General features: G+C 71.9%; 22 protein-coding genes, 2 tRNA genes and 2 pseudogenes. 9 read left to right on the top strand and 17 right to left on the bottom strand.

The window, feature by feature from the left end:
* Positions 1-51: 51 nt before the first annotated feature.
* Positions 52-375 (top strand): DMT family transporter, encoded by a 324-nt coding sequence (locus EAO71_RS31230; protein WP_147981139.1) that lies wholly within the window; start codon positions 52-54, stop codon positions 373-375.
* Here the strand turns inward: EAO71_RS31230 and EAO71_RS31225 are convergent.
* Positions 341-934 carry a TetR/AcrR family transcriptional regulator gene (locus EAO71_RS31225; RefSeq protein ID WP_147981138.1) on the bottom strand — a complete coding sequence of 198 codons (594 nt, stop codon included), beginning with the start codon at positions 932-934 and terminating at the stop codon, positions 341-343. The genes EAO71_RS31230 and EAO71_RS31225 overlap by 35 nt on opposite strands.
* A gap of 106 nt (positions 935-1,040) precedes the next feature.
* Between EAO71_RS31225 and hisN the strand changes: the two genes are divergently transcribed.
* Together hisN and EAO71_RS31215 are read left to right on the top strand one after the other, a co-directional pair.
* Entirely contained in the window at positions 1,041-1,841 is an 801-nt protein-coding gene (hisN, locus tag EAO71_RS31220) for a histidinol-phosphatase (protein ID WP_147981137.1), read from the top strand.
* A 187-nt stretch (positions 1,842-2,028) separates the two neighbouring features.
* Positions 2,029-2,430, top strand: coding sequence for a CBS domain-containing protein (locus EAO71_RS31215; RefSeq protein ID WP_147981136.1), 402 nt, complete (start codon positions 2,029-2,031; stop codon positions 2,428-2,430).
* Positions 2,431-2,548: 118 nt separating this feature from the next.
* On the opposite strand, the gene EAO71_RS31210 is transcribed toward EAO71_RS31215, so the two are convergent.
* Positions 2,549-4,018 (bottom strand): catalase, encoded by a 1,470-nt coding sequence (locus EAO71_RS31210; RefSeq protein WP_147981135.1) that lies wholly within the window; start codon positions 4,016-4,018, stop codon positions 2,549-2,551.
* Positions 4,019-4,170: 152 nt separating this feature from the next.
* Here EAO71_RS31210 and EAO71_RS31205 point away from each other — a divergent pair, with 152 nt between their 5' ends.
* A complete protein-coding gene (locus EAO71_RS31205; protein ID WP_147981134.1) occupies positions 4,171-4,590 on the top strand; it encodes a Fur family transcriptional regulator in 420 nt (139 codons plus the stop codon).
* 152 nt (positions 4,591-4,742) lie between these two features.
* Here the strand turns inward: EAO71_RS31205 and EAO71_RS31200 are convergent.
* From EAO71_RS31200 to EAO71_RS31185, 4 genes and pseudogenes are all read right to left on the bottom strand, one after another.
* Positions 4,743-4,816, bottom strand: a tRNA-Met gene (locus EAO71_RS31200).
* A gap of 68 nt (positions 4,817-4,884) precedes the next feature.
* Positions 4,885-6,764: pseudogene (locus EAO71_RS31195) on the bottom strand (tetratricopeptide repeat protein).
* A gap of 206 nt (positions 6,765-6,970) precedes the next feature.
* A tRNA-Met gene (locus EAO71_RS31190) sits at positions 6,971-7,044 on the bottom strand.
* A 42-nt stretch (positions 7,045-7,086) separates the two neighbouring features.
* Positions 7,087-10,059, bottom strand: coding sequence for a UPF0182 family membrane protein (locus tag EAO71_RS31185; RefSeq protein WP_147981133.1), 2,973 nt, complete (start codon positions 10,057-10,059; stop codon positions 7,087-7,089).
* A 135-nt stretch (positions 10,060-10,194) separates the two neighbouring features.
* Here EAO71_RS31185 and EAO71_RS31180 point away from each other — a divergent pair, with 135 nt between their 5' ends.
* Positions 10,195-10,749: a PPA1309 family protein gene (locus EAO71_RS31180; protein ID WP_147981132.1), complete on the top strand. Its 555-nt coding sequence runs from the start codon at positions 10,195-10,197 to the stop codon at positions 10,747-10,749.
* A gap of 65 nt (positions 10,750-10,814) precedes the next feature.
* Here the strand turns inward: EAO71_RS31180 and EAO71_RS31175 are convergent, their stop codons facing one another.
* The 4 genes from EAO71_RS31175 to EAO71_RS31160 form a co-directional block, all read right to left on the bottom strand.
* Positions 10,815-11,903: a YlbL family protein gene (locus EAO71_RS31175; RefSeq protein WP_147981131.1), complete on the bottom strand. Its 1,089-nt coding sequence runs from the start codon at positions 11,901-11,903 to the stop codon at positions 10,815-10,817.
* A gap of 74 nt (positions 11,904-11,977) precedes the next feature.
* The gene (locus EAO71_RS31170; RefSeq protein WP_147981130.1) at positions 11,978-12,208 is read right to left on the bottom strand and encodes a hypothetical protein; all 231 of its coding nucleotides are present in this window, start codon (positions 12,206-12,208) and stop codon (positions 11,978-11,980) included.
* Positions 12,209-12,402: 194 nt separating this feature from the next.
* The gene (locus EAO71_RS31165; protein ID WP_147981129.1) at positions 12,403-12,864 is read right to left on the bottom strand and encodes a molybdenum cofactor biosynthesis protein MoaE; all 462 of its coding nucleotides are present in this window, start codon (positions 12,862-12,864) and stop codon (positions 12,403-12,405) included.
* Between the two features lie 129 nt (positions 12,865-12,993).
* Complete coding sequence (locus EAO71_RS31160) at positions 12,994-14,103, bottom strand: SDR family oxidoreductase (protein WP_147981128.1); 1,110 nt, start codon at positions 14,101-14,103, stop codon at positions 12,994-12,996.
* Positions 14,104-14,424: 321 nt separating this feature from the next.
* On the opposite strand from EAO71_RS31160, the gene EAO71_RS31155 reads away from it, so the two are divergent.
* On the top strand, positions 14,425-15,894 hold the full coding sequence (locus EAO71_RS31155; protein ID WP_147981127.1) for a zinc-dependent metalloprotease: 1,470 nt from the start codon (positions 14,425-14,427) through the stop codon (positions 15,892-15,894).
* Complete coding sequence (locus EAO71_RS31150) at positions 15,891-16,424, top strand: NUDIX hydrolase (protein WP_147981126.1); 534 nt, start codon at positions 15,891-15,893, stop codon at positions 16,422-16,424. The genes EAO71_RS31155 and EAO71_RS31150 overlap by 4 nt, the downstream gene beginning before the upstream one ends.
* Positions 16,425-16,537: 113 nt before the next feature.
* On the opposite strand, the gene EAO71_RS31145 is transcribed toward EAO71_RS31150, so the two are convergent.
* The 4 genes and pseudogenes from EAO71_RS31145 to EAO71_RS31130 form a co-directional block, all read right to left on the bottom strand.
* Entirely contained in the window at positions 16,538-17,293 is a 756-nt protein-coding gene (locus EAO71_RS31145; protein ID WP_147981125.1) for an AIM24 family protein, read from the bottom strand.
* Positions 17,294-17,310: 17 nt separating this feature from the next.
* Complete coding sequence (locus tag EAO71_RS31140) at positions 17,311-17,991, bottom strand: AIM24 family protein (RefSeq protein WP_147981124.1); 681 nt, start codon at positions 17,989-17,991, stop codon at positions 17,311-17,313.
* 13 nt (positions 17,992-18,004) lie between these two features.
* A pseudogene (locus EAO71_RS31135) lies at positions 18,005-19,700 on the bottom strand (TerD family protein).
* A gap of 126 nt (positions 19,701-19,826) precedes the next feature.
* Positions 19,827-20,402 (bottom strand): M48 metallopeptidase family protein, encoded by a 576-nt coding sequence (locus EAO71_RS31130; RefSeq protein ID WP_147981123.1) that lies wholly within the window; start codon positions 20,400-20,402, stop codon positions 19,827-19,829.
* A 209-nt stretch (positions 20,403-20,611) separates the two neighbouring features.
* Between EAO71_RS31130 and EAO71_RS31125 the strand changes: the two genes are divergently transcribed.
* Both EAO71_RS31125 and EAO71_RS31120 read left to right on the top strand, forming a co-directional pair.
* Complete coding sequence (locus EAO71_RS31125; RefSeq protein ID WP_147981122.1) at positions 20,612-21,763, top strand: TOMM precursor leader peptide-binding protein; 1,152 nt, start codon at positions 20,612-20,614, stop codon at positions 21,761-21,763.
* 72 nt (positions 21,764-21,835) lie between these two features.
* Positions 21,836-23,179 carry an ABC1 kinase family protein gene (locus tag EAO71_RS31120; protein WP_147981121.1) on the top strand — a complete coding sequence of 448 codons (1,344 nt, stop codon included), beginning with the start codon at positions 21,836-21,838 and terminating at the stop codon, positions 23,177-23,179.
* A gap of 13 nt (positions 23,180-23,192) precedes the next feature.
* On the opposite strand, the gene EAO71_RS31115 is transcribed toward EAO71_RS31120, so the two are convergent.
* The 3 genes from EAO71_RS31115 to EAO71_RS31105 form a co-directional block, all read right to left on the bottom strand.
* On the bottom strand, positions 23,193-23,375 hold the full coding sequence (locus tag EAO71_RS31115; protein WP_147981120.1) for a hypothetical protein: 183 nt from the start codon (positions 23,373-23,375) through the stop codon (positions 23,193-23,195).
* Between the two features lie 115 nt (positions 23,376-23,490).
* Positions 23,491-23,814, bottom strand: a complete 324-nt coding sequence (locus EAO71_RS31110) for a hypothetical protein (RefSeq protein ID WP_147981119.1) — start codon at positions 23,812-23,814, stop codon at positions 23,491-23,493.
* Complete coding sequence (locus tag EAO71_RS31105) at positions 23,811-24,179, bottom strand: WhiB family transcriptional regulator (protein ID WP_147981118.1); 369 nt, start codon at positions 24,177-24,179, stop codon at positions 23,811-23,813. The genes EAO71_RS31110 and EAO71_RS31105 overlap by 4 nt, the downstream gene beginning before the upstream one ends.
* Positions 24,180-24,261 lie beyond the last annotated feature (82 nt).

The following is a 24,261-nucleotide window of genomic DNA, read 5'->3' as shown; positions in this document are numbered from 1 at the left end:
GAGACGAAGCGGTCGAACGAGCAGTCACCGACGGCGTGGGAGGCACTGACGATGGCGTGGCTGCTGGTGGTGGTCGCCGGGCTCCTGGAGACGGGGTTCGCGGTCTGCCTGAAGCTGTCGCACGGTTTCACCCGGCTGTGGCCGACCATCGCCTTCGCGGCCTTCGCCCTGGGCAGCTTCGGTCTGCTGACCCTCGCCCTGCGGAAGCTGGACGTCGGCCCCGCGTACGCGGTGTGGACCGGCATCGGCGCGGCGGGCACCGCGATCTACGGGATGATCTTCCTCGGCGACGTCGTGTCGACGCTGAAGATCGTCTCGATCACGCTGGTGATCGCGGGGGTCATCGGTCTCCAGCTGTCGGGTTCGGCCCACTGAGCGTTCCGTCGAGCACCCTGCGGACGAGTGGTCCGACGCCCTGGGGGTCAGGGGCGACCAGGTGCGAGAGGGCGAGCCGCACCGTGAGTTCACAGGTCCGGGCCCAGCGGTCGTCCGCGCAGGCGAGGGTGGCGGCGACGAGTTCGGCCGGCGCGGGCGGACCGGCGTCGGCCCGGCGCTGGGCGGGCACTCCGGAACGCAGCGCGCCGGCCCGCGCGGGGCGCGGCACGGGGAGGCGTTCACCCCAGCAGCCGGTGAGGAGCGCGCGCAGCAGGGGGCGGGTGCAGGCCTCGGCGACGATCCACTCGGCGACCCCGGCCAGCCGGTCGGGCATGCCCGCGGGCTCGGCGAGGCGCTGCTGGACCCCCGCGAGGTAGGCGTCCGCCTCGCGCCGCAGCAGTGCGCGGGCCAGGCCCTCCTTGCTGCCGAACTCGTTGTAGAGGGTCTGCCGGGAGACGCGGGCGTCGGCGGCGACGTCGACCATCCTGACCGCGGACCAGGGCAGCCTCCTCAGAGCCGCGAGCGCGGCATCGAGCAGGGCCTCACGGGCAGTAGGCATCGTCGCCTCCCGGCCAGAACGGTTCTTCGCTCAGAGTTGACGGGTGGCCACGCTCTGTCAAGGACTCCCGCAGGGGCACGCCGCTTCGAGGGATAGAGTTCCGACCATGGCCGACTACCACGATGACCTTCGTCTCGCCCATGTCCTGGCGGATGCCGCGGACGCGGCCACCATGGACCGCTTCAAGGCGCTCGACCTGAAGGTCGAGACCAAGCCGGACATGACGCCGGTGAGCGAGGCGGACAAGGCCGCCGAGGAGCTGATCCGCGGTCAGCTCCAGCGCGCACGGCCCCGCGACGCGGTCCTCGGCGAGGAGTACGGCGTCGAGGGCACGGGTCCGCGCCGCTGGGTGATCGACCCGATCGACGGCACCAAGAACTACGTGCGCGGGGTGCCCGTCTGGGCCACGCTGATCGCGCTGATGGAGGCGGGCGACACCGGCTTCCAGCCCGTGGTCGGCGTGGTGTCGGCGCCGGCGCTCGGGCGCCGCTGGTGGGCGGCGAAGGGGGCGGGCGCGTACACCGGCCGCAGCCTGACGTCGGCGACCCGGATCGGGGTCTCGAAGGTGTCGGAGCTCTCCGACGCCTCGTTCGCGTACTCCTCGCTCAGCGGCTGGGAGGAGCAGGGCCGCCTCGACGGCTTCCTCGACCTGACCCGGGCGTGCTGGCGCACCCGGGCCTACGGCGACTTCTGGCCGTACATGATGGTCGCCGAGGGATCGGTGGACATCTGCGCGGAGCCGGAGCTGTCGCTGTGGGACATGGCGGCCGTGGCGATCGTCGTGCAGGAGGCGGGCGGCACGTACACCGGCCTGGACGGGCAGCACGGTCCGCACAGCGGCAACGCGGCGGCCTCGAACGGCCTCCTCCACGGCGAACTCCTGAGCTACCTGAACCAGCAGGGCTGACCGCCGCCGGCCTCGCGGCGTCCCGGCCGCACGCGCGCGGGAGCCCGGGACGCTCCGGCACGCGCCACGCGCGCCCCCTTGTCGGGTCCGGGCCCCGGTGCCACTCTGAGAGTCCCCCCACTTGTGAACTTGTGAATCCCTTCTCGTTGAAGGCGGGACGGGATTCCCCAAGGAGGTGGCTCCATCCATGCTCGTCCGTGACGCCATGAGCACGGTGGTCCTCACCATCGGACCAGCCCACACCCTGCGGCAGGCCGCGCGACTGATGTCGGCGCGCCGCGTCGGCGCGGCCGTCGTCCTGGACGCCGACACCAGCGGCCTCGGCATCATCACCGAACGCGACATCCTCAACTCGATCGGCGCGGACCAGAACCCCGACCACGAGACCGCGGGCGCCCACACGACCACCCACGTGGTGTTCGCGGCTCCCACCTGGACCCTGGAGGAGGCCGCGGAGGCCATGACGCACGGCGGCTTCCGTCATCTCGTCGTCCTGGACGACGCCGGCCCCGTCGGCATCGTCTCCGTACGCGACATCATCCGCTGCTGGACCCCGGCGCACCGGCGCACGGCGACCCTGACCGCCTAGTCCGCCTAGTCCGCCCCGGGCGCCCGGGCGGCATCCGGGTGTGTCGACCCGCGGGACCTGAAGGAGGGCCGGACCTCCACGCGGAGGTCCGGCCCTCTCTCTTCTACGGCAAGCGTCGTCAGCCGCGCAGGGCCTGGACGGCGGCCTCCAGCCGCTTGCCGAAGTCGCCGTCCGCCTGACGGAAGTTGCCGATCGCGCGCTCGACGATGTCGTCGCGCGAGACCTTGGCGATGAAGCCCGCCAGGTTCCCGACGAGGCGGCCCTTCTCGTCCTCGGACATCAGCCGGTAGAGGTCGCCGGCCTGGACGAAGTCGTCGTCCTCGGCGTGCACCGGGGCGGCGTGGTTGCCCGTGCCGCCGGTGACCGGGGTGGACTGCCACAGCGGGCGGTCCGTCTGGAAGGGACCGCCGAAGCTGTTCGGCTCGTAGTTCTTCGCGCCCTTGTGGCGGCCGTCGTAGAGGAAGCCGTCACGGGAGTGGGTGCGCGCCTCGGTGGCGTGCGGGCGGTTGACCGGCAGGTGGTCGGCGTTGATGCCGACGCGGTAGCGGTGCGCGTCGCCGTACGCGAAGAGGCGGCCCTGGAGCATCTTGTCCGGCGAGGGGCCGATGCCCGGGACGAAGTGCGCGGGCGAGAAGATGCTCTGCTCGACCTCGGCGAAGACGTTCTCCGGGTTGCGGTTGAGCTCCAGCGTGCCGATCTCGACCGGCGGGTAGTCCTCGTGCGGCCACACCTTGGTGAGGTCGAACGGGTTGAACCGGTAGGCCGCCGCGTCGGCCGCCGGCATGATCTGCACCTGCACGGTCCAGGTCGGGAAGTCGCCGCGCTCGATGGCCTCGCGCAGGTCGCGCTGGTGGCTGTCCGGGTCCTCGCCGGCGAGCCTGTTGGCCTCGTCCTGCGTGAGGTTCCTGATCCCCTGGTCGGTCTTGAAGTGGTACTTGACCCAGAAGACCTCGCCGGCCTCGTTGTTCCACTGGTAGGTGTGCGAGCCGTAGCCGTTCATGTGGCGGTACGAGGCCGGGATGCCGCGGTCGCCGAAGAGCCAGGTCACCTGGTGGGTCGACTCCGGGGACAGCCCCCAGAAGTCCCAGACGTTGTCCGCCTCCTGCGAGCCCGTGTAGGGGTCGCGCTTCTGGGTGTGGATGAAGTCCGGGAACTTGATGGCGTCCTTGATGAAGAACACCGGGGTGTTGTTGCCGACGAGGTCGTAGTTGCCCTCCTCGGTGTAGAACTTCAGCGCCCAGCCGCGCGGGTCGCGGACCGCGTCGGCCGCGCCGAGGTTGCCCGCGACGGTGGAGAAGCGCAGGAAGGTCTCGGTCTGCTTGCCGACCTCGGAGAGGAACGCGGCACGCGTCCACCGGGAGACGTCACGGGTCAGCGTGAAGGTGCCGTACGCACCGGCGCCGCGCGCGTGGACCACGCGCTCCGGGATGCGCTCGCGGTTGAAGTGGGCGAGCTTCTCGAGGAGGAGCTGGTCCTGGACGAGGACGGGACCGCCGACGCCCGCCGTCTCGCTGTTCTGGTTGTCGGCGACCGGCGCGCCGGCCTCCGTCGTGAGCGGTCCCTGCGTCACGTGCGCCTCCTGCGTCATGTCCTGCGAGTCCTGTCCCTTGTCGGCCGCGTGTCCCTGGACACTCGACCAATGCCGGGATCGATCCTACAATGGACATTGTCTAAGTCAAGTGAACATCCAAAGTCACACCTGTTCGGGACCCTGGGTCCCCGACTGTTAGGCTGGCCCTCATGAGCGACCTGTTGGAACGACTGCGCGGCCGCGGCTGGCGGATGACCGCGCAGCGGCGCGTCGTGGCCGAGGTCCTCGACGGGGACCACGTCCACCTGACCGCCGACGAGGTGCACGCCCGCGCGGTGGACAGGCTCCCGGAGATCTCCCGGGCGACCGTCTACAACACGCTGGGCGAGATGGTCACGCTCGGTGAGGTGATGGAGGTCGCGACGGACGGCCGCGCCAAGCGGTACGACCCGAACGCCCACCGCCCGCACCAGCACCTGGTCTGCGGCCGCTGCGGCGCCATCCGTGACGTCCACCCGGTGGGCGACCCGCTGGCCGACCTCCCCGACACCGAGCGCTTCGGCTTCACGATCTCCAACGTCGAGGTCACCTACCGCGGCCTCTGCCCCGGCTGCGCGACCACCGCCTGAGACACGGCGGGACAGTACGACCCGAGGCCCCCGACCCGTGCGGTCGGGGGCCTCGCGCGTACCGGCGGCCGGAACGACGAAGCAGCAGGACGACGGACCGGGAACGACGAAGGCCCGGATCCAAGAGGATCCGGGCCTTCGTTGCTACTGAGTAGCGGGGACAGGATTTGAACCTGCGACCTCTGGGTTATGAGCCCAGCGAGCTACCGAGCTGCTCCACCCCGCGTCGGTGAACCCAACCTTACGGGACCCCCTCCACCAGCGCAAATCACTTGGCGCCTGTCCCCGGCGGCCCTACGCGGTGAGCTCCTGGTGCAGCGCCTCGCTCAGTCGTGCCGCCCGCTCGGCCACCTCCGCCGGCCCCAGCTCCACGGCCCGCGCGCACCAGCGCCGTCCCTCCGAGAGCTCTCCGCGACGGGCCGCGAGCAGCCCGAGGCGGAGCGCGGCGCGCCCGTGCCCGGCGTGGGCCGCGCGGGTCCACCAGAGGGCGGCCTCCCGCTCGCTGCCCTCGCGGGCGAGCAGCAGCCCGAGGTTGAAGGCGCCGTTGCGGCTGCCCGCCTCGGCCGCCTCGCGGTACCAGCGGGCCGCGTCCGCGATGTCACCGCGCGCGGCGGCGAGCATGCCGACACGGACCTGGGCCCTGCGGTGGCCCTGCTCGGCGGCCCGCTCGTACCACTCCTCGCACTCGCTCTTCTCCTCGCGCGAGGCACCGAGCGCCGGCGGGCCGGGCTCGGGCCTGCGCGCGTCCAGGACGGTCGCGAGCCGGAAGGCCGCCTCGGCGCTGCCGCCGCCCGCCGCGCACCGCAGGTGCCGCTCGGCCCCCTGCTCGTCGCCGTCGCGCAGGGCCGCGATGCCGACCTGGAGCGCGGCCTCGGTGTGCCCGGCGGCCGCGGCCCGCTCGTACCAGCTCAGCGCGGTGCGGTCGTCGTCCCGTCCGGCGTAGAGGATCCCGAGGTTGAAGGCCGCGTCGACGCTACCGGCCTCGGCGGCCTTGGAGAACCAGGGCTCGGCGCCGTTCGCGTCGCCGGCCTGCAGGAGCAGCACGGCGAGCGCGTTGGCCGCCTCGCGGTGACCCGCGTACGCGGCGCGGCGGTACCACTGCTCGGCCGGTACCAGCGCTCGGCGGTCTGCTGCTCGCCGCGGGCGGCGTGCAGCGCACCGAGCGCGTTGGCCGCGTTGCCGTCGCCGTCCTGGGCGGCGCGCAGCCACCACACGGCGGCGCTCTCCTCGTCGCCGGCGTCACGCAGCAGGAAGCCGAGCGCGCAGGCGGCCTTCGCCTCGCCCTCCTTGGCCGAGCTGAGGTACCAGCGGCCCGCCTCCTTGAGCTCGCCGCGCTGCTCCAGGATCGCGCCGAGGTGCAGCGCCGCCCGCCGGTGGCCGCGCGCGGCCGCCTGCCGGTACCACTGCTCGGCCTCTCCGGGCTCGCCGGCCTCCCCGCCGGGCCGGGGGCCCGTCGCGGCGCCGGAGCCGCCCGGAGCCCCCGTCCCGTGCGTCAGGACCTCGCGGGCGGAACGGAGCCGGGTGCCGGTGTCGTAGAGCGCGGCGTGCCCCGGCTCCGTGCCGGCGGCGCGCTTCTCCAGGGCCCGGGCGAGCCGGTAGGCGGCCTCCCGGTGCCCCTGCTCGGCGGCGGCGCGCAGCCAGCGCTCGGCGCCGACGTCGCTGCGGTGCTCCAGCAGGTCGGCGAGGGCGTACGCGCCGAGCGCGTGGCCCTGCTCGGCGGACTGGCGCAGCCAGTACTCGGCGGCGGGCTCGTCCCCGCGCTCGCGGTGGTGCCGGCCGAGCGCGTGCGCGGCCGGCGCGGAGCCCGCGACGGCGGCGACCCGCCACCAGCCGGCGGCCTCGTCGGCGTATCCCCGCTGGTGCAGCAGCACGCCCAGGTTGTTGGCGGCGGCGCGGTCCCCCTCCGCGGTGGCGCCGCGCAGGTACGGCTCGGCGCCGTCCAGGTCGCCGCGGCGCAGCAGCAGCGCGCCCAGCATGCTCATCGAGGCGGTGTCGCCGCTCTCGGCGGCGCGCCGGTGGCGCGCCTCGGTCTCGGTCTCGCTCTCGGCGGTGGTGTCGACGGTCGCATCGACGGCCACGACGGCCTCGATGATGTCATCTACGGCATTCTTGGCATGCCGCTGCACAAACCGCCCTGTCTCCAACAGAGTTGCCCTGTCCCCCATAAATTCCATCGTCGCACCACCCGCAACGCCCGTACACCTGGTATACCGCAGCCAGTGAGGTCACTTCAGCGTTTTGTCGACATGCCCACAGAGAGATAAGTCAAACACGTTCCGGCCCAACTCGCCCCCTCCGAACGGCTCTTCGGGTCGCGTGGCGCGCGTGCCCGGACATGACGAAGGCCCGGATCCAGATGGATCCGGGCCTTCGTCTTCAGTAGCGGGGACAGGATTTGAACCTGCGACCTCTGGGTTATGAGCCCAGCGAGCTACCGAGCTGCTCCACCCCGCGTCGTTGTGTCGTAACCGTACCACGACGCGGGGGTGGGTCCTGTCAGCCGCTCGGCGGGCTCGCGCTGGTGGACGGGGTCGCCCCCGGCTTGGGTGTGTTCCCGGCGGGCTTCTGGTCCGCCGGCTTCTGGTCCGACTTCAGCTTGGCGCCCGCGTCCGCGGCCCGCTGGAGGGCGTCCTGCAGGGCCTCCTGGGCCTTGCCGTACGCGGTCCAGTCGCCCTTCTTCAGCGCGGCCTCGCCCTCGTCGTAGGCCTTCTGCGCGTCGGCGATGGCCTGCTTCAGCGCGGCGTCGTTGGTGGTCGGCGTCGTCGGCGGCGTCGTGCCCGGCTGCTCGGGCTGGGGCGGTGTGACGCCCTCCACCCCGAAGACGGCGTTCAGCGCGAGGGTGAGGTTGTCCTCGAACACCGTGGTGTCCTTGGTCGTGTCACCGTCCGGCTGGTCCGCGTCCACGTACGACACCGCGACCTTCTTCAGCAGCGGGTAGTGCGCGTTGCGGCCCTGGGCGTAGACCGGCTCGACGTAGAGGAAGCCGCCGTCGAGCGGGACCGTCAGCAGGTTGCCGTACTGGATGTCGGAGTCGGCGCCCTTCATGTCCCGGACGAACGTGGCCACCGACGGGAGGCTGTTGAGCTTGTTCTGCACCTGCTCGGGTCCGGGGACCTCCGAGGTCACCCGCAGCAGCCTTATGCGTCCGTAGTCCTTGCTCGTGGCGTCGGCCTCGACCGCCATGAAGGCGCCCAGGTTGGGCCGCCCGTTCGGGGTGAACGTCGTCGTCAGCGAGAACTGCTGGCGGGCGTCACCGGGCATCTTCATGCTCAGGTAGTACGGCGGGACCGCGTTGCCGTCCTTGTTCGTCGGGTCGTCCGGCACCTGCCAGGCGTCGGAACCGCTGTAGAACTGCGCCGGGTCCTGCACGTGGTACCGGGTGAGCAGCTCACGCTGGACCTTGAACATGTCCTGCGGGTACCGCAGGTGCTGCATGAGGCTGTCCTTGATCGCCTCGCGCGGCTTCACGGTGTCCGGGAACGCCTTCATCCAGGTCTTGAGGACAGGGTCCTCCTTGTCCCACTGGTACAGCGTGACCGTGCCGTCGTACGCGTCGACGGTGGCCTTGACCGAGTTGCGGATGTAGTTGACCTGGTTCTGCTGGGCGACCACCGCGCGCTGCTGGTTGCCCACGGTCAGGGAGTCCGCCGTGGTGTCGCCGAGCGTGGTGCGCGAGGCGTACGGGTAGCCGTTGGTGGTCGTGTAGGCGTCGACGATCCACTGGATCTTGCCGTCCACGACCGCCGGGTAGGCGTCGCCGTCGATGGTCAGCCACGGGGCGACCGCCTCGACGCGCTCCTTGGGCGTGCGGTTGTACAGGATCCGCGAGCCGTCGCCGATGGCTCCCGAGTAGAGGATCTGCGGCTCGCTGAACGCGACCGCGTAGGCGGCGCGGTTGAAGGTGTTGGAGAGGTTGACCCCGCTCTTGCCCTGGTAGCTGGTGGTCTTCTCGCCGTTCTCCTCGTAGTCCAGCTCCTTCTGCGGGCCGCCGACGATCGAGTACTGGTCCGTCTTCTCGCCGTAGTAGACCCGCTGCTGGTACGGGCCGAGCTGCCCCGTGGTCGGCAGGCCGGCCTCGGTGAAGACCGGGGAGCCGTTGGCGTCCGTCTGCGTACCCCGCGCCATGATCGCGCCGTAGCCGTGGGTGTACGTGAAGTGGTCGTTGATCCAGTTCCGCTTCGGGATGCCCTTGATGTTGAGCTCACGCAGGCCGACGACCGTGTCCTGGCCCCTGTAGCGGTCCACGTCGAGGGTGGTCGGGAACTGGTAGTACTTCCGCTTCTGCTCCAGCTGCTGGAACGTCGGCGAGACGATGTTCGGGTCGATCAGGCGGTAGCTGGCGGCCGTGTCGGAGTTCGCGCGGAGCTGCTCCTTGTTCTTGACCGTCGACTTGCCCGAGTAGTTCTCCGGCTTCGTCGAGTCGATCGCGTACGCCTGGCGGGTCGCGTCGATGTTCTTCTGGATGTACGGCGCTTCCTTGGCCTGCTCGTTCGGCTGGACCTGGAACTTCTGCACGATGGCCGGGTACAGGCCGCCGATGAGGATCGCCGACAGGACCATGAGGCCGAAGCCGATCACCGGCAGCTGCCAGGTGCGGCGCCACAGCGTCGCGAAGAACAGCACGGCGCAGATCACGGCGATGCAGAAGAGGATCGTCTTCGCCGGGAGGTAGGCGTTGGCGTCGACGTAGCGCAGGCCCGTCCAGTTGCCGGCGGCCTTGAAGTCGCTGGACTTCACGGCCAGGCCGTACCGGTCGAGCCAGTAGGCCACGGCCTTCAGGGAGACGAAGACCCCGAGCAGCACCGACAGGTGGCCGGTCGCGGCGGCGGTGGCCCGCGCGCCGGGGCTGGTGACGCGGAGTCCGCCGTACAGGTAGTGGGTGAGCGCGGCGGCGATCAGCGAGAGCACGGCGGCGGCGAAGCCGAAGGCCAGCAGGAAGCGGTACCAGGGCAGGTCGAAGGCGTAGAACGACACGTCCAGCTGGAACTGGGGGTCCTTCTGGCCGAACGGCACGCCGTTGACCCACATCAGCCAGGTGCGCCACTGGCCGGAGGCCGAGGCACCGGCGATCAGCCCCACCAGGGCGGTGATCGCCAGGAGCACCCACTTCTTGTAGGGCGCCAGACCCATCCGGTACCGGTCGAGGCTCTGCTGCTCCAGCGACATCGCGCTGAGCGGCGGCCGCAGCCGGTGTGCCAGCCAGATGTTCAGGCCGACGGCGAACGCCATCAGCAGGCCGAAGACCAGGAACAGCCCGATCTTGGTCCACAACGTGGTGGTGAACACGGACGAGTACTGCACCGAGCGGTACCAGAGCCAGTCGGTCCAGAACCCGGCGAACATGACGAACGCCATCGCCAGAACGGCCAGCACGCCCAGGGTCATGAGCAGCGTGCGGGCGCGCCGGGACGGCCGGCCGACCCTCATCCTTGGCCCGGTCGGGCCCCCGCCGCCTCCGCGGTCCGGCATCTGGAAAGCCAACGTGCGCCCCTCGAGGTTGATGCGTCGTAATGCAGGCCCCGCGATCGTAGAGCCCACTGATGCAACTTACTGAGGCTTTACCTAGTTCCCGCCTTCGGGGGATGAGGAGGCAGGATGTTGGTCATGTCCAACGTTTCCCCCTCCGGTCCCCCGATGGCCGCGAGTCCCCTCACCCGCGCGGTGCTCGAGATCGACGAGTACGCCTCCGGTCTCGGCTGGGACCGTCCGGCCCGGCTCTTCGCCCTCGTCGACACCGCCAGGCTGCGTGCCCAGGAGCCGGGACTGGCGTCCCAGCTGGGCCTGGCCGACGCCGAGGCCGCCGCCTTCACCCCCATCGAGCAGGAGGAGCTGCCGGCCGGCAAGCCCCTCGACGAGTTCCTCGGCAGGATCGCCTGGCCCGACGCGGTGGCCGGCTGCGCGCTGACCGTGGAGCGCCTGATGCTGCCGCCGTCCGCCGAGGCGTCCGTGCCGGACGGCCTGGACGAGGCCGGCCTCGTCCAGTGGGTGGCCCGGCACCCCGACCGTCAGGAGGTCCGGATGACCGTCGCGGTGCTGCGGAACGGCACCCGCGAGGCGGCGATCCGGCTGCGCGCCAAGGACTCGCCGAACGAGGTGCTGACCGGCGCGGACCTGGTGCCGGGGCTCGCGGAGGCCCTGGCGGCGACCTTCGAGTCCTGAGCCGTACGCACGTGAGGGGGCGCCCCGGTCGGTCGACCGGGGCGCCCCCTCACGTGCGGGTGGGATCAGCCCTTGGCGCAGGCGGGCAGGGAGGCGGTGTCGCCCTTGCGGAGCTTCTCCAGCGACTTCGTCGCGTCGTCGATGGTGTCCACCTTGATCAGCGTGAGCCCGGCGGGGGTGTCGCCGGCCGCCGCCTCGCAGTTCTCGGCGGGGGTGAGGAAGTACCGGGCGCCGGCGTTGCGGGCGCCGACGAGCTTCATCTCGATACCGCCGATCGGGCCCACCTTGCCCTTCTCGTCGATCGTGCCGGTACCGGCGATGAACTTGCCATCCGTGAGGCTCTCGGGCGTCAGCTTGTCGACGATGCCGAGCGCGAACATCAGGCCGGCGCTCGGGCCGCCGACGTCGTCGAGCTTGATGTCGATGGCGAACGGGAAGACGTGGTCCGTACCGGCCTGGATCCCGACGATGGCCCGGTCGCCCTCCGGCGACTTCACCGTGGTGATCTCGACCGTCCGGGTGGCGGTGGGCTCCTTGCCGGCCTTCTCGGCCGCCGCCGCCTCCTTGGCCGGGACGATCGTGAAGGCGACCTTGTCCCCCGGCTTGCGCTTCGTGACCTGCTCGGCGACGTCGCCGGGCTCCTTGACCGCGACGCCGTCGACGGCCTTGACCACGTCGCCCGCGTGCAGGACGCCCTGCGCGGGGCTGTCCTTCACCACGGAGGCGACGATCACCCGGGTGGTGACCGGGATGCCCAGCTCGCTCAGGGCGGCGACCTTCGCGGCCTCCTGGGACTGGCTGAACTCCTCGGCGTTCTCCTGGGTCGACTCCTCCTCGGTCTTGCCGTCCGGGTAGATCGTCTCCCTGGGCACGACCACGCTGTCGTGGGCCAGCCAGCCGTAGACGGCCTCGACGGCGTTCATCCGGTAGTCCGCACCGGTGACGCGGACCGTCGTCATGTTGAGGTGCCCGGAGGTGGGGTACGTCTTGTGACCGTCGATCTGGAGCACCGGCTCACCGCGGGCTTCCCCGAGGGTGTTGAAGGTGGGTCCAGGGCTCATCAGCGCGTACGGCACCGGGAGGAGAACGCCCACACAGAGCAGAGTGATCAGGACCAGGGTGGAGGCGAGCATCGTCACAGTGCGGCGTGGCATGGAACGACAGTACGGGACGGGCCTGTGAGTGCACCCGCGGGGCGGGTCCGTACGAGGCGGCCGGCGGGAGGTCCTCAGCCGGAGACTTGGCTACTGCGTACGGAGGAGGGCGAGGCCGCGGGGGCCATCTCGATCTCGACGTCGGCGGTACCGGAATGGGACCGCTCCATCGCGTCACGGAACCGGGCGTAGCCGGCGAGCTCGGCGACGTCGCCGATGGTCTTGTTCCTCGATGCCCAGCTTCCCCATATCGCCGCGCCGACGACTGCGAAAAGCGGAATCAGCAACCAGGCGAGCACTGCCATCCCGACCTCCCATCCCCAATGAGCGACCGCAACCGACCGAGTCCGGTCGATCAGCAGATTAACGATCTGCAGCAACAACGCTGCTGCCGGGGTGGCGGTTACGCAAATCGGGCCGTTCGGCTACAGGACGTCGGCGCGTCGCTGGACAGGACCGGTGATGCCGTGTGAAAGACGCCCGGGTGGTCGGAGGAGGCTCAGCYGGCCCCGACCCACTCTTCGGTGCCGTCCGAGAAGGTCTGGTGCTTCCAGATGGGGACCTCGTGCTTGAGGTCGTCGATGAGCTTGCGGCAGGCCTCGAAGGCCTCGCCGCGGTGCGGGCAGGAGACCGCGACGACGACCGCGAGGTCGCCGACCCGCAGATCGCCCACCCGGTGGACGGCGGCCAGGGCGCGGACCGGATAGTCGGCCACGACCTTCTCGGCGACCCGGCGCAGCTCGGCCTCGGCCGAGGGGTGGCAGGAGTAGCCCAGCGCGTCCACGTCCGCGCCGCCGTCGTGGTTGCGCACGGTGCCCACGAAGAGGGTGGTGCCTCCGGAGGCGTCGTCGCCGACGGCCCGGAAGACCTCGTCGACGGAGAGCGGCGTGTCCCGGATCGCCAGCAGCTTGATCGGGTCGGCTGCGGCCTGCTCGCCGGGGTGGTCGTGGGTGGGTGCCATGGTGCCCATGGTGCCGTACTCCCCGGACATCCCGGAATAGCGGATTCGACCGGCTGTGCGGAGTCTTCCTCGGAGAGACCTACAGGGGATCCGCGCCGCCGGATTCCGCGCCGGACCTGCGTGCCCGGCCTACAGGCCGCGCCGCTTCCGCATCTGGCGGACCAGTGCCGCCGTGCCCAGCAGCGCCACCGTCGCACCGGCCGCTCCGGCAGCCGTCGCGTCCTTGCGCCCGAGGCGGCGGCCCGCGACCGTGTGCCGGCCCTCCACCTCCTCCAGGAGCGCGGCGAGCACCTCCTCGTTGGTCCACTGCGGGCGCCAGCCGGCGTCGTGCAGCCGGCCGACGCTGACCACCCACGGATGCATCGTGTAGGCGAGGTCGCCCGCCGGCGACGGGGTCAGCCCGATGCGGTGCAGGCGGGCCGCCGCGCCCAGGGCGACGGCGGAGGGCAGCTCCATGCGCCGGATCCCGGAGAGCTCCTCGACCTCCTCCTGCTCGAGCCAGCCGTCGCAGCCGACGGCGAACTCCCCGTCGACCTTCCCGAGGGCCGCGTACTCCAGCGCGCCGACCAGGTCCTCGACGTGGCAGAACTGCCAGGTCGGACGGGATCCGGCGACGACCAGCAGCCGGGGCGACTCGAAGTAGCGGGTCAGCGCGGTGTCCGTGCCGCCGACGAGGACGGCCGGGCGCACCACGGTGACGTTGAGGCCGGGGTGGGCGCGCGGTGCCCGGCGGCCGAGCCGCTCGATCTCCAGCATGTCGCCGACCCCGGTGGCCTCGGCGGTCGCCCGCAGCTCGGCGTCCTCGGACAGCGGGATGTCGTTGTCGGGCAGGGCGCCGTAGACCATGGCGGAGGTGCAGAGCACCACCCGGTGCACGCCGGCCGCGGCGGCGGCCGTGAGGACGGTCTGGGTGCCCCGCACGTTGTACGCCGTCCGGGCGGCGGCGTCCGCCTCCAGGTCGAGATCGACGGCGAGGTGCACGACCACGTCGGCACCCCGCAGCTTCTCGGCGATGGCGGGGTCGCGGACGTCGAGGATGTGCCACTGCGCCTCGGAGACCTCGCCGCGGCGCTCGTCGATCGCGATGACCTGCTTGATCTCCTCCGAGGCCGCGAGGCGCCTGGTCAGCAGGTCGCCGACCCCGGAGGCGGCACCGGTGACCGCGACCACCGGGCCGCGCCCGGCGGACCGGGTCGATGGGTTTCGCGCTGCGCGAACCTGAGGATCTGGGGAACTCACCGGGCGTCTCCAGCGGTTGTCTTCAGTACGTGCACGAATGACGCGTACGTACCAGGTGGCGTCCATCCTGCCGCAGGCCACGGCCCGGCGGAGCACCGAGCCCATATCCGGCCCGGATGTCTACGCTGGTGGTGTGTATCGGGCACCGAGGCGAGCCGAAGGGGCGCGCCGGGGGAACAGGGCCGAGCGCGCCGCCCCGAGGAACGAGGGGGCGAGCACGTACGGGCCTGTGAGCCCGGCACGAGGCGCCCCGGAGGAGAGCCGCGCCGGGACAAGTCGCCGTCGGCAGGAAGCCGGCGGCCCTACGAGCCGAGGAAACCTGTGAGTGACACCCCATTCGGATTCGGCCTTCCGCCGGAGGAGCCGGAGAACGGCGACGAGGGCAAGAAGAAGGACCCCGCCGGAGGTGGCCAGGGGTCCGGTGGCCAGGGCGGCGGTAATCCGTTCGGTGCCAATCCGTTCGGCTTCGGCGGTCTGCCCGGCGGAGCCGCCGGCGGCGACAACCCGTTCGCCGCGATGTTCGGCTCGCTGAACCCCAACGACCTGGGCGCCGCCTTCCAGCAGCTCGGCCAGATGCTCTCGTACGAGGGCGGCCCGGTGAACTGGGACATGGCCAAGCAGATCGCCCGGCAGGTCGTCGCCCAGGGCACGGCCGACGGCACGAAGGACTCCAGCGTGGGCCCGGCCGAGAAGTCCGCGGTCGAGGAGGCCGTGCGACTGGCCGACCTGTGGCTGGACGGCGTGACCTCGCTGCCCTCGGGCGCGCACACGGCCGTGGCGTGGAGCCGCGCCGAGTGGGTCGAGGCGACCCTGCCCGCGTGGCAGCAGCTGGTCGACCCGGTCGCGGAGCGGGTCGGGGCGGCGATGGGTGACGTCCTGCCCGAGGAGATGCAGGCCATGGCGGGCCCGCTGATCGGCATGATGCGCTCCATGGGCGGCGCCATGTTCGGCCAGCAGATCGGCCAGGCCGTCGGCGCGCTCGCGGGCGAGGTCGTCGGTTCGACGGACGTCGGTCTGCCGCTCGGTCCGGCCGGGCGCGCCGCGCTGCTGCCGCTGAACATCGAGGCCTTCGGCAAGGACCTGGGCGTCCCCAAGGACGAGGTGCGGCTCTACCTGGCCCTGCGCGAGGCCGCCCACCAGCGGCTCTTCGCCCACGTGCCGTGGCTGCGCTCGCATCTGTTCGGTGCGGTCGAGGGCTACGCCCGCGGGATCAAGGTCGACACCTCCAAGCTGGAGGACGCCGTCGGCCAGCTGGACCCGACGCACCCGGAGCAGCTGCAGGAGGCCCTTCAGCAGGGCATGTTCCAGCCGGAGGACACGCCGGAGCAGAAGGCCGCCCTGGCGCGGCTGGAGACGGCGCTCGCGCTGGTCGAGGGCTGGGTCGACGCGGTGGTCCACGAGGCCGCCAAGTCGCGGCTGACCTCGGCGGACGCGCTGCGGGAGACGCTGCGCCGGCGCCGGGCGAGCGGCGGACCCGCCGAGCAGACGTTCGCCACCCTGATCGGTCTGGAGCTGCGTCCGCGCCGGCTGCGGGACGCCTCGCGGCTGTGGGCCTCGCTCACCGACGCGCGGGGTGTCGACGGCCGCGACCACCTGTGGGAGCACCCCGACATGCTGCCGACGGCGTCCGACCTGGACGACCCGGACGGCTTCGTGCACCGTGAGCAGCTCGACTTCTCGGAGCTGGACAAGATGCTCGGGGAGGCGGCCGGCAAGCAGAACCGGGCCGAGGAGACCGGCGGCGACCAGGGCGAGGGCGACGAGACCGGTAAGGACGACAGCGACAAGTGAGCCTGCACGACGACGCCGTCCTCGTACTGAAGTCGTACGCGCCGGACGGGGCGCAGGACGAGCTGCGCGGGATCTATCTGGACCATCTCGCCGCGCACGAGGACGCCCTGTGGAAGGCGTGCGGGGCCGGGCATCTGACGGCCAGCGCGCTGGTCGTCGATCCGGAGCGCGGCCGGGTGCTGCTGACGCTGCACCGGAAGCTCGGCCTGTGGCTGCAGATGGGCGGCCACTGCGAGCCCGGTGACGCGACGCTGGCCGCGGCGGCGCTGCGGGAGGCGACCGAGGAGTCCGGGATCGCGGGGCTGACGCTGCTGCCGGGCGGTCCGGTGCGACTGGACCGGCACCCGATCCCGGCGCCCTGCCACTGGCATCTGGACGTCCAGTACGCGGCGCTGGCGCCGGCCGGTGCGGTGGAGGCGATCAGCGACGAGTCGCTGGACCTGCGCTGGTACGCGTACGACGAGGTGGCCGACGTGGCCGACGCCTCCGTGGTGCGACTGGTGGAGGGCACCCGGGAGCGCCTCGGCTGACCGGCGGACGACGCACGGACGAGGGGCGGTCGCCGTGGCGACCGCCCCTCGTCCGTGTCCTCGCGGCCGGGTCCGGCCCACCGCCCTTCGCGGCGGCCGGGCCCGGGCGGTGCTCAGTTCCAGGCGTTGTTCTGGTTCTGCGCGTGCGAGCCGTGCTGTCCGGCACCGAACTGGGCGGCGAGGCCCTGTCCGATGGCGGCGTTCTGCGGCGGCATGACCTCGCTGGGCTGGACGAGGGCGAAGCCCTGGCCGAGGAAGCTCAGTTCCCAGCCCTCGCCGGTGTCGCCGCGCCGGCGTCGAACGCTGGAGCTGTGCGTCTGGGCCTGCATCTGCACCCGCAGCCCGGTGGACCAGGCGACGATGGCGTCCGCGTCGACGCTGACGTACTTCTCCGGCGTGACCTGCATCATCAGCGGCTGACCCGAGGTCATCAGGGCGACCTTGCCGCGGCCGGAGATGTTGAGCTGGTACTTGCCGGTGCCGGAAACGCCGTACTGGCTGTCCACGGCGATGACCTCGGTGTGCAGGGTCGAGTCCAGCGCCAGCACGTAGGCGCTGTCGACGGTCATGCCCTCCTGCTCGACCTCCACGACGTGGATGTACTGGGCGAGGTTGGCGAAGTAGACCGTGCCCTGGCCGGAGCAGCGCATGAGGTCCAGGCCCTCACCGGTGCGGGCGCGGGCCCGGCGCTGGCTCGCGTTCTGGTACTCGCCGTCGAAGTCGACGAGGCCCTGGTAGGCGACCATCGCGCCCTTGCGGGCGAGGATGTCGTCCTGGCCGGTGAGCGCCACCCGCAGCAGCTGCGGGTTCTGGACGACGTACCGGTCCTGGCTCTGCTGCTCGGCGTAGTTGAAAAGCGGGCTCTGCATGGTGTTCTCGCTCCCCCTCAGCCCCGGACCCGCAGGCGGTCGGTGCTGTCCTCGCTCGGCTGTACGACGACGATGCCCTGGCCGGAGAAGGCCATCTGGTAGGCCTCGCCGCTGCCCCGCCCGATGAGGGAGGAGGCCTTGAAGCTGCGCTTGCCCTTGACCTTGAGCGCCGGGGACCAGGCGACGAGCGCGTCCGGGTCGACGTAGGTCTCGTCCTCGCCGCGACCGCAGTCGACGACGATCGGGGTGCCGCGCGAGGTCAGGGCGACCCAGCCGGTGCCGGCGATCTCGACGTTGAACAGGCCCTGGCCGGCGAACTTGGCGAGGCCCTTGACCCGCTCCACGCCCCACTGGAGGTGCGCGTCGAAGGCGAGGAGGTTGGTGCCGTTCACCGACAGCGAGTCGTTGTTGAGGTTGATCACGACGACGTCCGCGCCGTAGTCGGCGAGGTAGAGCAGGCCGTCGCCGGAGCACTTCATGACGGGCGTGCCCTCACCGGTGGCCCAGGCCTGCGCGACCTGGCGGACGGCGGGCGGGTTGGGCTCGTAGGTGATGAAGCCCTCGTAGGCGACCATCGAGCCGGTGCGCGCGTACAGGTCCTGGCCGGAGGCCATGGCGACCTTGAGCATGGAGCGCCCGTGGTTCTCCATCCGGGCGGCCATCGGAGTCGGGGCGTAGCCCGCGAGTTGCTGGTTCATGGTTCGGGCTCCCTCAGACCTCGTACGGCTGGACGACGATGAAGTTGCCGGGGGCTCCCCGGAACTGGAGGTTCACCGTCTCCCCGCTGTGTCCGGGGTACGCGTTGCGGCGCAGCCGGACCTGGCTGGAGAGGATCACCTGGGACGCGGACGACCAGGCGACGACGGCGTTGCAGTCGGCGAAGGTCGTCGGCGTGACGGGCAGGACGACCGGAACGCCGTGCGTCTTGACGACGACGGTGCCGGTGCCCTGGAACTGCATGGTGAACAGGGCGCCGCCGGGGATGCCGTGACCCTCGATCCGCCGGACCTCGTACTGCAGCGTCTCGTCGAAGGCGAGGACGTTCTCGGCGGAGACGCAGATGCCGTCGCCCTGCAGCTCGATCGGGTGCAGGTGGGCGCCCTCCTCGGCGAGGAAGACCTGCCCGCGGCCGGTACAGCGCATGAGCTGCATCTCCTGGCCGGTGGCGTTGCCGACGATCCGGCCGGCGAAACCGGCACCCTTGTGGCTGAAGTCCACCTTGCCCTGGTACATCACCATGCTGCCCTGCCGGGCGAGGACGGGGACGCCGCCCATGCTCAGGTCGACCCGCATGAGCTGCTGGTTCTGCGGTGCCCAGCGCGCGCCGGTCGCGGTCTCCTTGTACGGCTGGAGCGCGGCGGCGAGTCCGGCACCGCCGGCCGGGACGCCCTGGGGCACTCCCTGCGGAACACCCGGCTGGCCGGGCATGCCGGGGGGCTGCTGCCCGTACGGCGGCTGACCGTAGGGCGCGGGCTGACCGTACGGGGCCGGGGCCGGCTGGCCGTAGGGCGCGGGCGCGGCCGGCGGCTGCGCCTGGCCCGGGACCTGGCCGTACTGCGGCTGCTGGGGCGCCTGCGGGGGCTGGCCGTAGGGCGCGGCCGGCGGGGCCAGGGGCGCCGCCATCGTGGGCGCCGTGTGCATCGGCTGGGCCGGTGCCGGCGCGGCGGGCGGGGCGCCGAACGACGGGGCGGGCTGAGGCGCCTGGGGCGCGGCGGGCGCGCCGAAGGCCGGCGGCGCGGTGGCCCGGACTCGCCGCCGCGCTCCAGCCGTACAAGGAGACCGCGACCGGCGCGCCGAAGGCCGGCGGCGCGGTGGCCTGCGGGGGCGGTGCGAAGCCGGGGGCGCCCTGGGCCTGCGGGGCCTGGGCCTCGGGCTGCTCCTCCGCGACCTCTCCGCCGAAGTTCTTCAGCAGCGCGTCGAGGCCGCCGTCGAAGCCCTGGCCGACGGCGGCGAAGCGCCACACGTCCTTGAGGTAGAAGTCGCCGAGCATCACCGCGCGCTCGGTGGAGAACTCCGAGCCGGTGAAGGCGTACCGGACGACCTCCTCGCCGCCGGCGACGATCCGGATGTAGCCCGGGCCGATCTGCGACATCTGGCCGGCGCCGTCGACGGTGGCGGTGAAGGACAGCTTGTGGATGTTCGCCGGGACGCGGTCGAGCGTGACGCGGAAGGACTCCGTGTCACCGGACTGCGCGCCCAGGAGCTGGATGGACTCCTCCGGCGACTTCGGCTGGTTGAAGAAGATGAAGTACCGGTCGTCCGAGAGCTGCTCGTTCGCGTCGAGGCCGAAGCAGCTGATGTCGAACGTCAGCCCGGGGGCCGCGATCTGCACACCCACGTACAGATCCGTTCCCGGTGTCAGATCACTGATCTTGGCCTTGTGGCCGCGTTGGAATTCCCTGGCCATGCGTAACGACCGTCCCCCATCCCGAATGTGAATGCGTCGCGCCAGGCTAACGGCTGGATGCGACATTGAGGCAAGCCGGTACACATTCGGTACAGGACTGGCGGGATTGACGGGACGGGCGGCGGGTCACGCCTCGCGGGCCGCCGGCAGGTGGGGCAGACGGTCCGCCGCGACCACGCCCTCCAGATAGCCGCGCGCCCTTTCCGTCCGGGGATACGCCTCCAGGAGCCGCCAGAACCGGGGCCCGTGACCCGGCACCAGGAGGTGCGCCAGCTCGTGGACGAGGACGTAGTCGACGACGTACTCGGGCATCCCCTGGAGCCGGTGGGACAGCCGGATGCTGCCTTCCGAGGGGGTGCACGAGCCCCAGCGGGTGTTCTGGTTCGTCACCCAGCGCACCGACGCCGGGCGCGCGCGGCCGCTCAGGTACTGCTCCGACAGCCGCTGCGCGCGGGCGTTCAGCTCGGTGTCACCGAGGACGCGGCGGCTCTCCTGGGCGGCGAGTTTGTCCAGCATGACCGTCACCCAGCGTTGCTCCTCGGCCTCGGACATCCGGGCCGGGATGAGCACGATGGTCCGGTCGCCCTCGCGGTAGGCGGAGACGGTTCTGTTCCGTCGGGCGCTCCTGCGGACCTCGACCGCACTCGTCGCCGCGGGGCGGGGCGGCTTTCTCGTCACGCTGCGCTGTGGATCGGCGGGCACGGCCCCGACGTTACCCGTAGCCGGTACGGGAAGTCCCGCCTCCGGGCGGTTGTGCCGCGATCCCACACCGTGCCGCATTCGAATGATGAGAACACCGGTGCTGTGGACAACTTTCGGCAGCGGGCGCGCGGTCCGGGCAATCTGACGACGGCTCGGGAAGAGGACCCGGGACGGAAGAAGATCGACATCGGGAATCCACGGGGGTGGAAATGCATCCGATGGTGAAACCCGCGCTGCGGCGCGCCTGGCGAAATCTACGGCTCGTCCAGTTCGGCGCCACTCCGGCCCACGCGGTGGTGGTGGGTCCGGTCGACACGGCCACCGGCGGCCTGATCGCGTTGCTCGACGGCACGCGCGGCATGGAGCTGCTGCGCGCGGAGGCCCGTGCGCTGGGGCTGCCCGACGGCCGGCTGGAAGGACTGCTCGGCCGGCTGGCCGCCGCCGGGCTGATCGCGGACGCCTCGGCGCAGCGGCCCGGGAAGGCCGGCGCGCCGGGGCCCGGGGACCCTCGGCTCGACCCGCTGCGCGCCGACCTGGCCTCCCTCTCCGTGGTCCATCCGGAAGCGGACGGCGCGCCGCGGCGGCTGGCCGCCCGGCGCGCCCTGCGGGTCCAGGTCAGGGGCGCCGGACGGGTCGGCGCCGCGGTGGCGGCGCTGCTCTCGGCGTCGGGCGTGGGCCGGGTGGACGTGCTGGACTCCGGCGTCGTGGAGCCGTGGGAGGTGTCACCGGGCGGGCTGCCGGCCGAAGCGGTCGGTGAGCGCAGGGCGGTGGCCGCGCACCGGCTGGTGGGCCGGGCCGCTCCCGGCGGGCGGCTGCCGCGCGCCCCGCGGGCCGGTCCGGGTGAGAGCGGGGGCGAGCCCGGGATCTCACTCGTCGTGGTGACACCGAGAGACGGGCTCGGGGCGTACGTCCCCGATCCGCTGCCGGCCCACGGATGGCTGGAGACCGGCACACCCCATCTGTACGCGGGCGTCCTGGAGGCCACGGGCGTCGTCGGACCACTGGTGCTGCCCGGCGCGACCGCCTGCGCCGGCTGCGTGCAGGAGGAGCGGACCGACCGGGAGCCGTACTGGCCGAGGATGCTGGCCCAGTGGCGCTCGGGACCGCCCCCTCCCCTGCCCGCCTGCGACCTGGCTCTCGCCACGGCGGTGGCGGGGCTCGCGGCGGCCCACGCGCTGGCCTTCCTTGACGGGGGGCTGCCCGCGAGCACGGGGACGCGGTGGGAGACGTCGCTCCCGCTGCTGGAGTGGCGGACGGAGCGGTTGAGACCGCACCCGGCGTGTCCGTGCGGTGCGGTACGTCACGAAGAGGGGGAGCATGCCACGGGGGCCACCACCCCGCAGGACACAATGGCGGGGTAACGGCCCTGCGCGGCACGGCAGCGTGGGGCAACGGCCCTGCGCGGCACGGCAGTCTGGGAACTGGAGGGGCGCATGTCTGATCTTCCCCGGAAGGCGGTCACTCGGACCGCCAAATTGGCCGCGTTGCCCCTGGGCTTCGCCGGCCGGGCCACCTGGGGCCTGGGCAAGCGGATCGGAGGGAAGTCCGCCGAGATCGTCGCCCGCGAGCTGCAACAGCGCACGGCCGAGCAGCTGTTCAAGGTCCTGGGGGAGCTGAAGGGCGGGGCGATGAAGTTCGGGCAGGCGCTGTCCGTCTTCGAGTCCGCGCTGCCGGAGGAGGTGGCCGGCCCGTACCGGGCGGCGCTCACCAAGCTCCAGGAGGCGGCGCCGCCGATGCCGACCCGCACGGTCCACGGCGTCCTGGAGGAGCGGCTCGGCGCCGGGTGGCGGGAGCTCTTCCTGGAGTTCGAGGACAAGCCCGCGGCGGCGGCCTCGATCGGGCAGGTGCACCGGGCGGTGTGGCACGACGGCCGCGAGGTCGCGGTCAAGGTGCAGTACCCGGGGGCGGGTGAGGCGCTGCTGTCCGACCTGGCGCAGCTGAGCCGGTTCGCGCGGCTGCTCGGTCCGCTGATCCCCGGTATGGACATCAAGCCGCTGATCACCGAGATGCGCGACCGGGTCTCCGAGGAACTGGACTACGCGCTGGAGGCCCGGGCCCAGCGGGAGCACGCGGAGGAGTTCGCGGACGACCCCGACGTCGTGGTGCCCGGGGTGGTGCACCAGTCGGAGCAGGTACTGGTCACCGAGTGGATCGACGGGATCCCGCTCTCGGAGGTGATCGCGGACGGTACCGAGGAGCAGCGGGACAGGGCCGGTCAGCTCCTCGCGCGGTTCCTCTTCTCCGGGCCGGCGCGTACGGGGCTGCTGCACGCGGATCCGCACCCCGGCAACTTCCGGCTGCTGCCCGGCACGGGCGAGTCGCGGGACCCGGAGGGCTGGCGGCTCGGAGTGCTGGACTTCGGCACGGTGGACCGGCTGCCGGGCGGGCTGCCCGAGACCATCGGCACCTGTCTGCGGATGACGCTGGAGGGCGACGCCGACGGGGTCTACGCGCTGCTGTGCGAGGAGGGGTTCGTCAAGAAGTCCATCGACCTCGATCCGGACGCGGTGCTGGAGTACCTCCTGCCGATCATCGAACCGGCCGAGGCGGACGAGTTCGGCTTCACCCGCGGCTGGATCCGGACCCAGGCCGCGCGCATCGCCGATCCGCGCTCCCCGGCGCACCAGTTGGGCAAGCAGCTCAACCTGCCGCCCTCGTACCTGCTGATCCACCGTGTGACGCTCAGCACGATCGGGGTGCTCTGCCAGCTGAACGCGACGGTGCGACTGCGCGACGAGCTGGAGGAGTGGCTGCCCGGCTTCGTCGCGGCGGAGTGAGCCGGCCGGCCGGTCACCACCAGTCGGAGTCGAGACGACCCTCGATGGAGCGGATGTTCTCGCGGGCGCAGGTGTCGCAGATGTAGTGGCGGCTGCCGTTCTCCACGGAACAGGTCCAGGTCACCGGGAGTTCCTCGGCGGTCTTGCCGCAGCGGGCACAGACGATGGGCTGCTGTTCGGGGCGGGCGTCGTTCACCCCTGTGACGATAGCCCGGCCCGGGTCCGGTCGCAGGACAACGCACCGCGGGGGCCGGTCCGTTCGGACCGGCCCCCGCGAGGGTTCATCGAGTGGAACCTGTGCCCTGGGGCACTCAGTGCATGACGGCCATGGCCAGCGCGCGGCGGGCGCGCAGGGACACGCGCTCGGCACGCCGCTGCATCCGTCGGGCGGCGACCAGGCGCGCGGCCTGGCGTTCCGCGTCGGCTTCGCGCATGCGGTCGTGCATATGGGCACGAGCCAGGGCTTCTGGGATGAGTTGCATTTCACGGGTCCTGTTCTGACGCGAGGCGTTCGCGCCGGTGATGTACACGTCTGGGGTCGCGGAGCCGGAGGGCTCGCTGGTGGAGGAGGTCATCGGGGCCAGCTTCTGGGGATCGTGCGTGAGGGGTCGGTCGATGGTTCCGGTGACGTTCATGCCGCGACCGGGTTCTTGCGCGGGCGACCACGCGGCCGCTTGCGGGCGACGACGACACCCTGGACGAACAGCTCGCCACCCCAGACACCCCACGGCTCACGCCGCTCCTGGGCACCGGCGAGGCACGCGGCCATCAGCGGGCAGGTACGGCAGAGGGACTTGGCGTACTCGACGTCCGCCGGGGACTCGGCGAAGAAGACCTCCGGGTCGTACGAGCGGCAGGGGACGGGTACGCCGAGGTTCTCGATGGCGTCGTCGAGCGCGGTGAGCGTCGTGAGGGGGGTCAAGGTGGAGTCCTCCGTGAGGCCGGGCGGGGGGATCGTTTCGGAAGGCGGTACGGACGGGGCGTGCGCTTCGAGTTGCACGGTGGTCGTTCCTCGTCTGGTTGTTCCGGCCTGTTGGCCGGGGTTTCGGCTGGTACCGGGTGTTGCTTGTCCCGAGGCCCCT

The organism is Streptomyces sp. MS191, from assembly GCF_008042125.1.
Taxonomy (GTDB): domain Bacteria; phylum Actinomycetota; class Actinomycetes; order Streptomycetales; family Streptomycetaceae; genus Streptomyces.
The sequence above is the reverse complement of the archived record's forward strand: the minus strand, read 5'-3'. Positions and strand labels throughout refer to the sequence as shown.